The 14,798-nt window shown below is 51.7% G+C and carries 11 protein-coding genes; 9 read left to right on the top strand and 2 right to left on the bottom strand.

All coding sequences use genetic code 11. The features are described 5' to 3' along the window. The first annotated feature begins 122 nt into the window (after positions 1–122). The 3 genes from ACM1PF_RS29545 (at position 123) to ACM1PF_RS29535 (ending at position 3,019) form a co-directional block, all read left to right on the top strand. On the top strand, positions 123–710 hold the full coding sequence (locus ACM1PF_RS29545; protein ID WP_416669877.1) for a flavin reductase family protein: 588 nt from the start codon (positions 123–125) through the stop codon (positions 708–710). A gap of 11 nt (positions 711–721) precedes the next feature. After that, the gene (locus ACM1PF_RS29540; RefSeq protein WP_416669875.1) at positions 722–1,906 is read left to right on the top strand and encodes a M20 family metallopeptidase; all 1,185 of its coding nucleotides are present in this window, start codon (positions 722–724) and stop codon (positions 1,904–1,906) included. A 75-nt stretch (positions 1,907–1,981) separates the two neighbouring features. Beyond that, positions 1,982–3,019, top strand: coding sequence for a hypothetical protein (locus ACM1PF_RS29535; protein WP_416669873.1), 1,038 nt, complete (start codon positions 1,982–1,984; stop codon positions 3,017–3,019). Positions 3,020–3,202: 183 nt separating this feature from the next. Here ACM1PF_RS29535 and ACM1PF_RS29530 read toward each other — a convergent pair whose 3' ends face one another. Then, positions 3,203–4,765: a phytoene desaturase family protein gene (locus ACM1PF_RS29530; RefSeq protein ID WP_416669872.1), complete on the bottom strand. Its 1,563-nt coding sequence runs from the start codon at positions 4,763–4,765 to the stop codon at positions 3,203–3,205. 377 nt (positions 4,766–5,142) lie between these two features. Here ACM1PF_RS29530 and ACM1PF_RS29525 point away from each other — a divergent pair, with 377 nt between their 5' ends. The 3 genes from ACM1PF_RS29525 (at position 5,143) to ACM1PF_RS29515 (ending at position 8,440) form a co-directional block, all read left to right on the top strand. After that, positions 5,143–6,507: a cyclic 2,3-diphosphoglycerate synthase gene (locus ACM1PF_RS29525; protein WP_416669870.1), complete on the top strand. Its 1,365-nt coding sequence runs from the start codon at positions 5,143–5,145 to the stop codon at positions 6,505–6,507. A gap of 29 nt (positions 6,508–6,536) precedes the next feature. Continuing rightward, entirely contained in the window at positions 6,537–7,544 is a 1,008-nt protein-coding gene (gene arcC / locus ACM1PF_RS29520) for a carbamate kinase (protein ID WP_416669869.1), read from the top strand. Between the two features lie 65 nt (positions 7,545–7,609). Beyond that, positions 7,610–8,440 (top strand): Rpn family recombination-promoting nuclease/putative transposase, encoded by an 831-nt coding sequence (locus ACM1PF_RS29515; RefSeq protein WP_416669867.1) that lies wholly within the window; start codon positions 7,610–7,612, stop codon positions 8,438–8,440. A gap of 157 nt (positions 8,441–8,597) precedes the next feature. On the opposite strand, the gene ACM1PF_RS29510 is transcribed toward ACM1PF_RS29515, so the two are convergent. Then, positions 8,598–11,933 carry a cation-translocating P-type ATPase gene (locus tag ACM1PF_RS29510; protein WP_416669865.1) on the bottom strand — a complete coding sequence of 1,112 codons (3,336 nt, stop codon included), beginning with the start codon at positions 11,931–11,933 and terminating at the stop codon, positions 8,598–8,600. 322 nt (positions 11,934–12,255) lie between these two features. Between ACM1PF_RS29510 and pstB the strand changes: the two genes are divergently transcribed. The 3 genes from pstB to ACM1PF_RS29495 all read left to right on the top strand — a co-directional run bounded on the left by pstB (position 12,256) and on the right by ACM1PF_RS29495 (position 14,739). Further along, on the top strand, positions 12,256–13,074 hold the full coding sequence (pstB, locus tag ACM1PF_RS29505; RefSeq protein WP_416669863.1) for a phosphate ABC transporter ATP-binding protein PstB: 819 nt from the start codon (positions 12,256–12,258) through the stop codon (positions 13,072–13,074). 239 nt (positions 13,075–13,313) lie between these two features. Further along, entirely contained in the window at positions 13,314–13,607 is a 294-nt protein-coding gene (locus ACM1PF_RS29500; RefSeq protein ID WP_416669862.1) for a DUF5132 domain-containing protein, read from the top strand. 169 nt (positions 13,608–13,776) lie between these two features. Beyond that, entirely contained in the window at positions 13,777–14,739 is a 963-nt protein-coding gene (locus tag ACM1PF_RS29495; protein WP_416669860.1) for a CHAD domain-containing protein, read from the top strand. Positions 14,740–14,798 lie beyond the last annotated feature (59 nt).

The following is a 14,798-nucleotide window of genomic DNA, read 5'->3' as shown; positions in this document are numbered from 1 at the left end:
CTCTATCGGTTTTTACAAGATTTAATCTGTACTATGAAAGTAGAGATTCAATCTCATGAAATTGATTTAGAAGCACTCTGGTTTGGGGGGGACGCAGCATGCCCCGATCGATGAACAAAAATATGGTTCGTTTAGATTCGCAGCAGCCCATCTGGGATCACTTTTTTTTGGTGGCTCCCCTGGTTGTCATCGGCACGCGGGAGTTAGAAGGCGGATATGATTTGGCTCCCAAGCATATGGCCATGCCGATCGGTTGGGACAATTACTTTGGGTTTGTTTGTACGCCACGGCATCACACCTATCAAAATATCTGCCGAGAGAAAGTATTTACAGTCAGCTTTCCCCACCCTGATCAGGTTGTGTTAGCCAGCCTGTCTGCAACTCCTCGGTGTGACGACGGGGAGACTAAGCCGGCATTATCTGCCCTACCCACAGTTCCTGCTACAACGATCGACGGTGTATTTCTTCGAGATGCGTACCTGGATCTTGAATGCGAGCTAGAACAAATTGTGGATGGCTTTGGGCAGAATAGCTTGATTGTGGGGAAGATTATTGCCGCACAGGTGCAGGAACAGGCTCAGCGCGTGTCCGATCGAGACGATCAGGATGTTTTGGGACAGGCTCCGCTGCTGGCATATCTCTCTCCGGGGTACTACACTCAAATTGACCAGGGGGCGGCTTTCCCGTTCCATGTGGGATTCAAACGCTGAGGGAGGGAAAGATGGTGCAAACGAAGCATCGACTGTTGGATTACTTGCATCGTCGCCAGGATGCCATGACGGAGCTTCTGGAGCAGCTCGTGCGGGCAGAGTCTCCCTCCACGGTTCCAGCAGCGCAACAGCCCGTATTTACCCTTCTGCAATCGGCATTAAAAGATCAACCCTATCAGGTGCGCCAAATTCCTGGACGGAAAACCGGAGGGCATTTAGTCGCAGTGCCTCGGCGGGGCGATCGGCTCGCATCCATCAACAGCCAGCCTCGTCCCCTGCAACTGCTGCTGGGGCATTGTGATACCGTTTGGCCCCTGGGTACGCTGGATACGATGCCTCTAGTGGTGAAACAGGGAAAACTTTATGGGCCCGGTACCTACGACATGAAAGCAGGTCTGGTGATTACCCTGTTTGCCCTGGAAGCTTTGCAAGCTCTGGAACTGCCGGTGGAGTTGCTCCCGGTGTGGTTGGTCAATTCGGATGAGGAAATTGGTAGCCATGAGTCTACACCGCACATTGAACGCCTGGCCCAGAGAGCCGATCGTGTGTTTGTCATGGAGCCATCGCTGGGAGCAATGGGACGGCTGAAAACGGAGCGGAAAGGAGTGGGACAATTCACTGTGCGCGTGGTGGGACGAGCTGCCCATGCGGGATTAGAGCCGGAAAAGGGAGCCAGTGCCATTCTAGAGCTATCCTTCGTGATTCAGAAGCTGTTTGCCCTCAACGATCCACAGCGGGGCATCAGTGTGAATGTTGGTACGATCGATGGTGGAATCGGGTCAAATGTGATTGCTCCGGAAAGTACGGCAATTGTGGATGTGCGAGTGTTGCATAAAGCAGACATTCCCCAATTGCAAGCAGCAATTCTGAACTTGCAAGCCACTACGCCCAACACCCAACTGATCATTCAAGGGCGCATTGGTCGTCCACCGATGGAAAAAACGCCGGGTAATATCCAACTCTGGCAACGGGCCCAGCAAGCTGCCTCGGAACTGGGGATGGCGATCGAAGAAGGTACGGCAGGTGGCAGTTCTGATGGCAACACCACCAGCTTGTTTGCCCCAACGCTCGATGGATTAGGCGCAGTTGGAGAGAATGCCCACGCGGTGGGTGAATGTGTCTATCTCGATCAGCTGGTGGAGCGATCGGCACTCTTAGCGCGATTGTTAATTGAACCACCTCTGGGAACGATATAAGTCGTTAGAAAGCAATGGAAATCGTCACCAAAGTTTCAACACAAATTGAATGAGAAGCATTTAAGGGAGAACACTATGGCGAACCAATATTTTTTCGGTTCACTAACTCGGATTAGCGATCTGGAAACTCGTCCCTTTATTGTGCAGCCTATTCCACGGGAACAATGGGCCACTGGGGATTATGTCGTTGGTCAAGTGGTTCCTCCGGTGAGTGCGAATTGTTATTTGGAATTGAATACGGGACGGATTGCTAAACTGCTGGAGGGCGATCGAGTGGTGGGTGCATTTGGTGTGCGGCGAGCCACGCTGGAGGTGGTGGGCGATTGGCAATCGATCGAGGCAGATGGATGCATGGAGGACTTGACGAATGCCGGATTTTTTGGGCGCAGTACCTCCCGATCGTTCTTTGTGGGCACCTCTCCATCCCTGATTTACAAGGGGCATGTGCTGCGGCAGGGTAGAAAGGTAGGTATGCAAGACTTTGTGCCCAGTTTACCGGCTAGAGCTTATACTTGCCCCACAATTTTGATCATTGGCACATCCATGTCTGCTGGAAAGAGTACAACTGCGCGGGTAATCATTCGCATGCTGAAACAGATGGGGTTAAAGGTGGTGGGAGCCAAGCTAACGGGAGCGGGTCGCTATCGGGATATTTTAATGATGGGGGATGCAGGAGCCGATCGCATTTTTGATTTTGTTGATGTGGGATTACCCTCTTCGGTGGTTCCTGCCGATGAATTTCGCCAGTCGTTACATCAGCTCTTAACTCAGATCGCCTATGAGGAACCCGATGTGGTGGTAGCGGAGGCAGGGGCCTCTCCCTTTGAGCCATACAACGGTTCGATCGTGATGGAGGAACTGCGATCGCAAATTTGCTGTACAGTATTGTGCGCTTCTGATCCCTATGCGGTGATTGGAGTGATGCAGGCGTTTGGGGTACAGCCTGATTTGATTAGCGGTGCTGCAACGAGTACAACGGCTGGTGTGCAACTGGTGGAAACCCTGACGAAGGTGCCTGCACTCACCCTGCCCGCCTCGGAGTCCCTGGCCAAGTTAAGCAAGATTTTGCAGATGAAACTTTCGCTGCCATCGGGTGAAATCGCTGACCTCTAATATAGTGCTACGCACTGAGATTAGGAAGGTAAAAGCCCCGCAGCGCGGGGCTTTTACCTCTAAATTTGTCCTAACTACTGTGACTACAGCTATAAAACCTGGTAAGGGCGAGAAGACCTCGCCCCATGCAGAATCTTCGTCAGGCAGGCAGGCATAACGTTTCCATAAATACCTGCAATTCGATCAGGCTTCTACCAGTTGCTTCGAGCTTTCCTGCTGCTGCCGGATCCCCTGCCCTGTGAGGAGTTCCACTACATCCATGCCGTTACCAATTACGCCGGGAACGCTAGGATAGCCTGCGCTCGCACCCACAAAGAAGAGATTCGGGAGTTCAGTGGTATAGCCCAGCCGATTCAATCCCACCTGTTTGGGAATCAGTTTTGCCCCATAAATATTGCCTTGTGGCTGTCCCAGGAAATGTTCACTTGTGGTCGGTGTGCCGTACAGTTTCATGCGAGTATAAGCATCTACATCAGGGATCAAATCGCGCACGCTGGTCATCACCTCTTGATACACGGCTCGCTTCTTGGCCTTGTACGCTTTTAGATCCGTTTTGTGAAGCTGTTCAAACGGTTCGTAGGGACAAACCGTTGCAATTTCCAAAACATGATGACCGGGAGGAGCCATTCCTGGTTCCTGGGTTTTCATCGTCGGGCAGGACAGGAAAATCCAGGGATGACTGAGATCCCCTTGCAACTGTTTTTGATATTCCCAGTTGAGGTTGCCTGTGGGATAGTACCAGATATTCCACGCTCCAATTCCGTAGCGTTCTGGCTCAAACCGGCGATCTAAACCAAGGTATAGGTTAAAGGCACTGGCAGAATATTCGTAATCCGTTAACCGCTGAGATTCACGAGCACGTAAGGCAGAGGCATTATGCATCAACTGCACCGTGAGTTTGGGGTCAAGGTCGCTGATGTAAGCTTTTTTCGCCTGATAAATCTCTCCCTCAGCCGTCACAATGGATTGCACCTGGCGATCGACCACTTCAATGTGGGAAACAGGCGTTGAAAACTTGACTACGCCTCCTCGATCGGTAATTGCCGTTACGATGGTGTCAACCAAATGCTTGAAATGATGTTTGGGATAGTAGGCCCCTTCGGAGTAGTCCCACACCAGGGCAGTATGGGTCAGGAGGGCAATTTCGTTAGGGGGTAGGGCATAATCACCACTCTGTCCGGCCAGCAGGTTTTGTAATTTAGGGGAGAGTCCGACCCGATCGTATAGGTCTTGCAATGTCCAATTGCGTCTGGAAAATAGGTGCCAATATTTGGGGAGCTTTAACCAGTCTGACCATTTTTGATCATACCAGCGCACCTCTCGGACGAGATCATGCACCTCTTCATGGATATGCCGAATCTCATCACAGTAGCGATCGATGGCAAGACGCTCCTCAGGGAAGGTTGCAATCAAGCGGTTTCGCAGAGTTTCCCAGCCTAAGGGAATTTTGAAGTCAACCTCTGGCGTAATCACGCGATCGATGCAGTCTGGATCGAGGGAATTAAACGGAACTTTGCGTTCAATATAGTTGAGAAACTGATCAATGGTTTGCCCTGTCCCACATTGGGAAATGTAATGCACATCTGCACAAAAGCGATATTCACCAAAGTCAAAAGTATGGCAACAGCCACCGGGCAAATAGTGTTTTTCTAAAACGGCAACCTCATATCCCTGGCGGGAAAGACAAGCCGCCGCAGAAAGTCCACCCAGTCCAGCTCCCAAAATGACGTAGTCGAAGCTTCTCATGTCCGCCTCCATCATGCTTGTGTTTGTCTAGCCTAAATAGACAAGTTGAGGAAGTTGTGAAGAGATGGCTTTTGTTAAGCGTTTATGCACGTTTCGCAACAATTCCTGACCTGGCCGAAAGTCTATCGTCAACTTCACAGTTTCCCCATGATTAAACCCTAAAGTAAAAGAGTAGCTCGTTGATATTGACCCACGAAACCCGAAACGAGACCGTTACCGCAATAGGCTGAATGACCTGCACTAAAAACTCCGAATATCCCGTCAGGGGTTTTGAATGCCCAAAACTCCAGTGAGTTTTGGGATAGAACCTAAACCAAGCTAAATCATGATCATCACTTTTCTAAGCTGCATTGATGAGTGATGTAAAGGATAAAACTATGATTAACGATCGATCCAGTCAAACGACACCGCCTCGAACACGCATTGTGATTATGGGAGCCGCTGGGCGGGACTTTCACAACTTTAATGTGGTGTATCGGCATGATCCTCAAGTTGAAGTCGTCGCTTTTACGGCCACGCAGATTTCAGGCATTGCCAATCGCCACTATCCCCCTGTTCTGGCTGGACCTCTCTATCCCCACGGTATCCCGATCGTGGATGAGACAGAGTTAGAGCACCTTTGCCAGGAACAGGATGTGGATCAGGTGGTGTTCGCCTATAGCGATGTTCCCCATGCCCATGTGATGCACCTGGCTTCCCTGGTGATGGCAACCGGAGCGGACTTTAGTTTGCTGGGGCCAAATCGCACCATGCTGCAAGCCAGGGTTCCAGTAATTGCTGTTTCGGCAGTCCGAACGGGCTGTGGTAAATCTCAGACCACTCGCTGGCTGTCTAAACTATTGCGGCAGTGGGGATTCCGGGTGGGGGTAATTCGTCATCCCATGCCCTACGGCGACCTGGAGCGGCAGAAAGCCCAACGCTTTGCCAGTCGCGCAGATTTGCACCTGGCTCACTGCACCATTGAAGAACGGGAGGAATACGAACCCCATCTGGAAGAAGGCAATATTGTCTACGCCGGAGTCGATTATGCCGAAGTGGTTAGCATGGCGGAGCAGGAATCAGACTTGATTTTGTGGGATGGGGGCAACAATGATTTTCCCTTTATTCGTCCCGATTTCCATATTGTCCTGGTGGATCCACTCCGTCCGGGGCATGAAACCACCCATCATCCAGGAGAAGCGGTGCTGCGGATGGCCGATTTGATTGTAGTGGCCAAGGTGGATGCGGCGGCAACGGCGGATATTCAACGGGTGACGGAAACCGCCCGATTATTGAATCCCCCAGCGGCGATCGTGCGGGGGGCTTCTCCGATTCGGCTCACCCGTCCCGAAGCAGTGCGGGGTCGATCGGTGCTGGTGATTGAAGATGGGCCGACCACGACTCACGGTGGGATGGCCTACGGAGCAGGCTATGTGGCTGCCACCCGCGCCCAGGCTCTGGAGATTGTCGATCCTCGCCCCTTTGCCGTACCCGCGATCGCCGAAGTTTATGACCTGTATCCCCATCTGCATTCGGTTTTGCCCGCTATGGGCTATTCGGCGGAACAGTTGCAGGCACTTCAGGACACGATTAACAACACTCCGGCGGATGTGGTAGTGTCCGCCACCCCAATCGACCTAGAGGCGTTGATTGATGTGAATAAGCCGATCGTGCGGGCGTACTATGAATTTGCGGAAGCGAGTGAACCGGGATTGGCGGCTCAAGTCCAACAGTTTTTAACCCATGCTGGAATTCGTTTTTAATCAATCGGAACCCATTCAGGAGAACGACCATGCGAATTGTGGTAGCCCTGGGAGGAAATGCTCTGCTCCGTCGAGGCGAACCCATGACCTCGGCAAATCAGCAGGCTAATGGGCGGCGGGCCGCTAAGGCGATCGCATCCCTGGCGCAAAGCCACGATTTGGTGATCACCCACGGGAATGGGCCCCAGGTGGGGCTGCTGGCCCTTCAGGCGGAATCCTATCAGGGGGTGCAACCCTATCCCCTGGATGTGCTGAATGCAGAATCGGAGGGGATGATTGGCTATCTGCTGGAACAGGAACTCCGCAATCAACTGACCGATCGCCCCAGATGTACGGATTCTCCCGATCGTCCGGATTGCCAGGTCGTTACCCTGCTGACTCAGGTGGAAGTGGATGCCCACGATCCAGCCTTTTCCCATCCCACGAAGCCGATCGGTGCGTTGTATCACCAGGCGGAAGCCGAACAGCTCGCGGCCAGCCGGGGATGGGCGATCGCACCGGATGGGGATGCTTACCGTCGAGTGGTGCCTTCCCCTGAACCCAAACGAATTTTGGAACTGGGAGCAATTCAACTGCTGGTACAGGCGGGTGCGCTGGTGATTTGCGTCGGAGGGGGTGGCATTCCGGTGGTGGTTTCTTCGGGGGGAGAAATTCGGGGTGTGGAGGCGGTGATTGATAAGGACTTGGCGGCGGCTCTGCTGGCAACTGCGCTGGGGATGGATGCACTACTGCTGCTGACGGATGTGGATGCTGTTTACACGAATTGGGGCACACCTGCGGCCCAACCCCTGCACCAAGTCACGCCAGCGGTGTTGCGAGGCTATTCCTTCGCCCCTGGGTCAATGGCTCCCAAGGTGGAAGCAGCCTGTCGTTTTGTGGAGCAGACTGGAGGGATCGCGGGAATTGGCCGATTGGAGGATGCAGCAGCAATTCTGGCAGGACAAGCTGGAACACGGGTGCAGCGGGAGGCGATCACAGCTAACGCTACTCGCCCAGCAATCCGGACTGCTCAAACAATTGCCGTGCCGTCAGGGTGAAATCGGTCAGGTGTTCATCCGTCAGGTTGCGATCATCCCGATAGGTCACAGGTAGAGTATCCGGTTTGAATACAGTAATTGTTTTTGTTGTGGGGTCTACAATCCAAACCCTTGCGACACCAGCGATGTCCAGGGCGATCGCCCTGACTCAACTAAGTCCTTCGGAACTGTCCTTAGCCCCTATTCGCGCCGATAGTTTAATTCTGCTGGCAGCCCAGTCGGTCATTTTGCATCTGGAATTCCAAACCCAGCCCGACCCAGACATTCCCTTCCGGATGGCCGATTACCGCCTTAGGGTCTTTCGCCGCTATCCTCAGGTTCACATGCGGCAGGTGGTGATCTACCTCAAGCCGACTCGTTCAGAACTCGCCCAACAAACCACCTTTACCATTTCTGGACTGCGCCACAAGTTTGAAGTGATTCGCCTTTGGGAAGTGCCAGTGACACAATTGCAAACCGCGCCGGGGTTACTGCCGCTGTCAATTTTGGGACAGACAGAGGACAAACCCAAAACCTTGCAAGAAGTCGCTGATCAGATTGAACAACTGCCTGATCGAACAGAGCGCAATAATGTTGCTGCGACCACATTTATCCTGGCGGGATTAGTATTAGAAAAAGCCGTGATTCAGCAAATCTTGCGGGAGGACATTGTGAAGGAATCGGTAACCTACCAGGACATTTTGCAACAAGGGCTGCAACAAGGGCTGCAACAAGGGCTGCAACGAGAGGCTGACCTGATAATCCGCCAGTTACAACGTCGCTTTGGCAGTCTAAACCCAGAAACCGAAGCACAGGTGCGATCGCTCTCCATCGACCAACTGGAAACCTTAGGTGTTGCGTTGTTGGACTTTACACAGGTAATTGACGTAGAGAATTGGTTAGACCAGAACCCGTAAAGGTGTGGGCAGAATTGCTCAGAGTGCCGACATTTTGAGCAGGGGAGCATGCGCCGAATTCAAGGGCACCGATATCCACTTTGGGTAGATCAAACTTGGCAAAAGGGCAAAATCCAAATGCAGTAAGGCATTGGAATTTTATTATCGCCTTCAGACCTCAGACTTCAGGATTGACGGATGGTTGCAGGAGTTTAGGGCTGTCAGTGCGCTTCGTCGCCTCATTCACGAGCAACGGCAGCAGGGCACTGGCACTAATGATTGCACTATCCAAAACGCTAATGGACGTGATGTGGAGTAAGGTGCGTAATCCCGGCACGATCGCCGACAGGAGTTGCAACCCCAGGGATCCCGTCAACGCAATGGACAAGTAGCGGTTAGGTGGGAGGGCATGGCCGCCCCAGCGTCGGGTGGTTGAACGGCAGCTCAAGGAATGGAACAATTGGGCACAGGTCAGGCTCATGAAGGCGATCGTACTGGCACGCGGACTGAGGCCATACCGGCCGATCGCATAACCATAGGCTGCCAGGGCACTGGCGGATAGGGCCGTAGACTCCCAGAGAATGCGCCGGAAATCAGCCGGTTGGATGATGGATTCATGCGGATCGCGTGGGGGTTGGTTTAGCACCTCTGGATCGGGTGGATCGAGGGCAAGGGCCAGCCCTGGAAAGATGTCCGTCACCAGGTTGAGCCAGAGGAGTTGCATGGCATTCAGGGGTTGACCCAATCCCAGGCTGGTGGCCGTCAGCATCACCAGAATTTCGCTCAGGTTGGTGGACAGCAGAAAGTGAACGGACTTGCGGATATTGTGATAAATCGTGCGTCCCTGGCTGATGGCGATCGTCATGGTTTGCAGGTCATCATCTTCCAGTACCACATCCGCCACTTCCCGCGCCACATCCGTCCCCACATGCCCCATCGCCACCCCCACATCTGCCGCTTTCAGGGCCGGTGCATCATTAATGCCGTCCCCCGTCATGGCGACTACTTTGCCCGTCTGTTGTAAGGACTGAACAATCTGCAACTTGTGGGCGGGGCTGATCCGCGCAAAAACATGCACTTGCTGGCACAACGCCTGCATGGCTTCTGGCTCCAGATGGGTTAGAGCCGTTGAGTCGAGAATTTGTAATGGCTCACCCTGGTTCAGATTCAACGCTTTACCAATGGCATAGGCCGTTGGGCTTTGATCACCTGTAATCATGATGGTTTCAATCCCGGCCCGGTGAAAGACCTGCATCAGTTCTGTCGTGCCGGGGCGAATCGGATCAGCCATTCCCACCAGACCCAGCCAGATCAAGTTGTCCTGGGTATGATTTTGGATCTGATTCTGGATCTGATTCTGGATATGATTTTGGGCATCCAGATTATTGGCATAGCGATACGCCACCCCCAACACCCGCAGAGCCTGCCCGGCCATGCGATCGTTTTCGATTTCAATGGCTTTGCGATCGGACTGGGTGAGGGCGGTAACCTCGCCTGCTTGAATGATCCAGTTGCATAGTGCCAATACCTCTGCTGGGCTGCCCTTGACTGCGACAAACTGTCTGGATGGGGTGGCACTGCGGCTTTCAATCGGTTGGCTACCAGAGGCTGCCTGACATTTTTTAGAGTGGAATTTCTGTTTAGAACAGGAAGTTCTGATTTTCTTGGTTTTAGTGTTCTTGGTTTTGATTTTCTTGGTTTTAGTGTTCTTGGTTTTAGTGTTCTTGGCAGCAGGAACATCTGCCGCGATCTCCTCCGGCGCAGTATGGATCGTCACCATGACGTTATGGTGTTCAGAACGGTGATGAATCGCCAGTTGGGGATAGGTTTGTCGAATCTGGGTTACATCCATTCCGGCAGCGATCGCCAATTCAAGTAGAGCATTTTCAGTAGACGTTCCGTTTAGCGTGACATCACCGCTACTATCTGAATCTGTTTCACTTTCATTACACAGGACTAAAACTTGCAGCACTTGCAAGAGCGTTTTCGATGTCTGCGGATCAATGGATTCTTCCCCATTTTGCCATTCTCCTGCCGTCACATGAATCCGATCGCCGTTCGCATACAGTTCAACCACAGACATCTTGTTAATCGTTAAGGTGCCTGTTTTATCCAGACAGATGGACTGAACCGAGCCAAGGGTTTCCACCGCATCCAGTCGGCGGATTAAAACCTTGTGCTGACGCATCTTTTGAATGCCCAGGGCCAGGGTCGTGGTGGCCACGGCGGGTAAACCTTCGGGCACAGCAGCCACAGCTAAGGCGATGGAAGATTTGAGCATGGGCAAGAAGCCATAGCCCCGCAGCATTCCCAGGGCAAATACCACTCCACACACTGCGCTGGAGAGAAAGACCAACTGGCCGCCCGCCTGATCGAGTTGCCGCTCCATGGGGGTGGTGGGCAGGGTGGCCGTACCCACCAGCGTTTGAATCTGTCCCATTTCCGTCCATGCCCCTACGGCTACCACGACGGCTAACCCTTGCCCCCCGGTGATCAGGGTTCCCATGTACACCATATTGGTGCGATCGCCTACGGGTAAATCTTCACCTACCAAAAGATTCACCGTTTTAGTCACTGGCAAGCTCTCGCCCGTCAAAGCGGACTCATCCACACTCAAATCATTCGCTTCAATCAGTCGTGCATCGGCTGCCACATAACTGCCGGGTTTCAGCACCAGAATATCTCCCAGCGCCACCGCTTGAGCATCCACCTGCGTCAGAATGCCTTCCCGAATCACCAGGGCAACGGGTTGAACCAGATGTTTCAGAGAGTGGATAATTCGTTCGGACTGAGTTTCGGTGGTGTAGCCGATCGCTGCATTAATGAAGACGACTCCCATAATGACGGCCGCATCTGCGACTCCTCCCGTGGCGATCGAGAGTCCCGCGGCAACACTGAGTAGGGCCACTGGCAGGGATTTAAATTGTTCGACCAATAGACTGAGCCTGGAACGGGAAGCGGATTCTGGTAGTGAATTCGCACCGTACTTTCTCAGGTTTTCTTGCGCTAACGAATGGGTCAATCCGGAAGTGGCAGAGGTTTGCAACCTGTGAAGCACATCCTTTGCCTCAATCAGATGCCAGGATTGAACCGGTTGGACTTGCAGATCCTGATCCATACAGATGAAAGGAGGAACGGAAGAAGAGGGGAAAGTGGATAGGGTCGATCGCCTCTGAGGGCGAGGATGATCATGAGTAAGCGTGCGCGACTGGGGAGACTCTGCGATCGAAGCAGGAGAGCCTTGGCGATATTGCAAAACAAGCTGTTCTAGCTGATGGGCGATCGTGTCACTACTGATGGCAGGATTAAAATGCACCAGAATATTTCCGGTCCAGAGGTTGGCAGAAACATCCCGAATCCCAGCCTCTGCCGACAGGTGCTGTTCAAGATAATGCTTCAGGGTTTTGGAGCGATGCAACCCCACTACATGATACCGGCTTCTTCCGGCGACTGCTGTATGGATTGCCCGAACGAAAGATGTGCTGCTGTGGGCAGTGCCATAGTAGGTATCCATACTTTGATCCTAAAATGAATCGACGAGTTGAGTGCATTCTTGTGATGATTTATTGCATTTGCCCTCAAGTTGCAGGGACTTGAGATGCGTAAATTAAAGTAAAGCGAATGGGGATGCTCACGATTTCCTCATATTGTTGATCCTAAACTTTTAGTGGGGAAGTAGTAGGGCACTGCTCACCACCCAGCTACTGATCAGATTTCAAAGTCCCTTGGTAGGTATTGCCGACCCACCCTACAGTTTTTTGGTGAGAAAGATACAGGAGGTGAGAAGCGATCATGAATTGAAAACTGGATTGGGCTGGTGTACTTACGGGGGAATTATGGTAGAAAGTTTTCCAACGGTCACAGCCGATTCTGCCAACCAGTCTGAAGTCATTATGCACGCTCAAGTCGAAACCCTACACTATGATAAGTTTCTGGCTTTGCGTAATGTTGATCTTCCCTTCTACAAAAATACCATTACCGCTTTAATTGGTCCTTCTGGGTGCGGTAAGAGTACTTTGTTGCGGTGTCTGAATCGGCTCAATGAACTCATTCCCAGAACACGCTTCAAAGGTCAGGTTCTCTTTCATGGGATGGACATCTATCATCTCAGGATTGATCCAGTTGCTTTAAGGGCACGGATTGGCATGGTCTTTCAGCATCCTAATCCCTTCCCAAAATCAATTTACGAAAATATTGCCTTTGCGCCGCGACTTCAGGTATTTCAAGAGGCGTTGGATGCGCAAGTCGAGCAGGCCCTTCGTCGGGCTTACCTGTGGGATGAAGTCAAGGATCGCCTTTGTGAAAGTGCGAACAAGCTTTCTGGAGGACAGCAGCAGCGCTTATGTATTGCCAGGGCGTTAGCTGCCGATCCAGAGGTGATTCTAATGGATGAGCCTTGCTCTGCCCTGGATCCGGCTGCAACCTGGCAGATTGAAGAGTTAATGCGAGAGCTGAAGCAGCGACACACCATTGTGATTGTGACGCACAATATGCAACAGGCAGCTCGAATATCCGATCGAGCAGCATTTTTCAACCTTGAAATGCAGGAGGGTAGCCGTACTGGTGAATTAGTTGAGTATGATGATACATCTGTAATTTTTAGTGATCCTCAACAGGAATTAACGCGACAATACGTCGCCGGTCAGTTTGGTTGAGGGGAGTGAAACCCACGAATGAACAGTTAAAAAGATTGATTCCGGTAAATTAATGGATTATTTCACGAATTGGTTAAGCGGAGGTTAAGAAAATAATGCGGTAATCTGTAGTGCCGGCATCCTGCCTGCAAGGAGATAAACACACGATCGCAATTTCCGAATTGAATTTTTAACTTCTGTTTAATCAAACCAGTCCGTAGCTCGTTTGTAAACGCTGATTCATCAAGAGAGGTAATATTATGTCGATTAAATTAGTTCCAGAGTTTGAAGAAATTGCTGAAGGACTGGGTGTTTCCGGCATTGCCGCGATCGTTCTGTTGCCGGTGCTGGTTCCGGTTGCGGGTAAGGTGATGAAACCCTTGACCAAAACTGCCATTAAAGGTGGGATTGTCCTGTATGAAAAGGGCAGAGGAGTCATTGCTGAAGTCGGTGAAAGCCTGGAGGATATTCTGGCTGAAGCTAAGGCTGAACTGGCTGAAGCAGAGGGTAAAAAACTGGAAGCAGTCGAAGAAGGTGAAGTGGCTGAAGCTTAATTGTGCGGTTTAATGCAGCTTCGGTCTAAGGCAGGTGGATTGGGTGAAGGCTGGCTTGGTCAATAGGCACCTTCTGCCGGTGGAGGAAGGTGCTTATCTCTATTGAGTTAGATGAGTAGCTTAAATCATGGTACAAGCAGTAGATCAGTTTTCGTTTTTTGAGGATCGAATGGAGTCCTCATTCTCTCCCGATCGAATAGATTCGTCATTGCCGATCGCAGGTGATTTTGCGTATACGGTGATCGCACAGCATTATCTGCGTATGGTGGAACAGGAAGAGGGAGTTTTGGCAGACAAAGACCCGGAATATTTACACCAAATGCGTGTTGCTTCCCGGCGACTACGCACGGCTCTACAGGTTTTTCGTCATGTAATTAAACTTCCGAAAGCGGCTGGAGAAAAGCGGATTGCTCAGTTAACGAGAACATTGGGGACATTGCGGGATCTAGATGTGCAAATCGAAGCCTTGCGATCGGATTATATTCAGCAGTTGCCGCACAAGAACGAGCGCAAAGCCCTTAAAAAAGTGCTATTGGTGCTTGAACAACAGCGGATTCCGGCGTTAGCCCATGCCAGGGATACACTCACCGATCCCAAATATCAGAAAATGAAATCTGCCTATGAAACCTGGCTGCATGCTCCCCAGTACACGGCGTTAGGACAATTATCCCTGCTGCTGCTCATTCCAGATTTACTGAATCCCCTGCTTTCTGCCTTGCTGTTGCATGAGGGGTGGCTGGTTTCAGTCAATGATTCATCATCCGCCCGTTGGTTGGTGTTGCATGACCTCCGGAAGATGTGTAAATTCGTGCGGTATCAAGCAGAATTTTTCAGCTCGTTTTACAGTCCCTCGTTTCGCACGTGGGTGGATGAGCTTAAGGCCTTACAGGATAATCTGGGAAAGGTTCAGGATACTCACGTGTTGGCAGAACTATTACAAAAAGAGTTGCCCGAAAACACGAAAATTCCGCACCTGGAACGGGCAATGCAAACGAATCGATCGAACGCTCTGATCAATTGGGAAGCGATCCGCCATCGCTACCTCACTGCCAGTTTTCGCGAATATCTGCATCTGCTGTTGCTTCATCCAACCCTCCCCGAAGCCATGCCCGTGGAGCCAGCCAAAATTTGAGCGGATTGCTCCAGCGTTCCTGCCCAATTTCACTATTTACCCGACTTTACGACTGATAG

Source organism: Egbenema bharatensis FJBBOT/2019, from assembly GCF_048077055.1.
Classification (GTDB): Bacteria; Cyanobacteriota; Cyanobacteriia; order Elainellales; family Elainellaceae; genus Egbenema; species Egbenema bharatensis.
This window is presented reverse-complemented; position numbering and strand designations above follow the sequence as displayed.

Coding starts and splice junctions, on each gene's coding strand:
- ACM1PF_RS29545 (WP_416669877.1), top strand. CDS start 123: ATGGTTCGTTTAGATTCGCAGCAGCCCATCTGGGATCACTTTTTTTTG.
- ACM1PF_RS29540 (WP_416669875.1), top strand. CDS start 722: ATGGTGCAAACGAAGCATCGACTGTTGGATTACTTGCATCGTCGCCAG.
- ACM1PF_RS29535 (WP_416669873.1), top strand. CDS start 1,982: ATGGCGAACCAATATTTTTTCGGTTCACTAACTCGGATTAGCGATCTG.
- ACM1PF_RS29530 (WP_416669872.1), bottom strand. CDS start 4,765: ATGAGAAGCTTCGACTACGTCATTTTGGGAGCTGGACTGGGTGGACTT.
- ACM1PF_RS29525 (WP_416669870.1), top strand. CDS start 5,143: ATGATTAACGATCGATCCAGTCAAACGACACCGCCTCGAACACGCATT.
- arcC (WP_416669869.1), top strand. CDS start 6,537: ATGCGAATTGTGGTAGCCCTGGGAGGAAATGCTCTGCTCCGTCGAGGC.
- ACM1PF_RS29510 (WP_416669865.1), bottom strand. CDS start 11,933: ATGGATACCTACTATGGCACTGCCCACAGCAGCACATCTTTCGTTCGG.
- pstB (WP_416669863.1), top strand. CDS start 12,256: ATGGTAGAAAGTTTTCCAACGGTCACAGCCGATTCTGCCAACCAGTCT.
- ACM1PF_RS29500 (WP_416669862.1), top strand. CDS start 13,314: ATGTCGATTAAATTAGTTCCAGAGTTTGAAGAAATTGCTGAAGGACTG.
- ACM1PF_RS29495 (WP_416669860.1), top strand. CDS start 13,777: ATGGAGTCCTCATTCTCTCCCGATCGAATAGATTCGTCATTGCCGATC.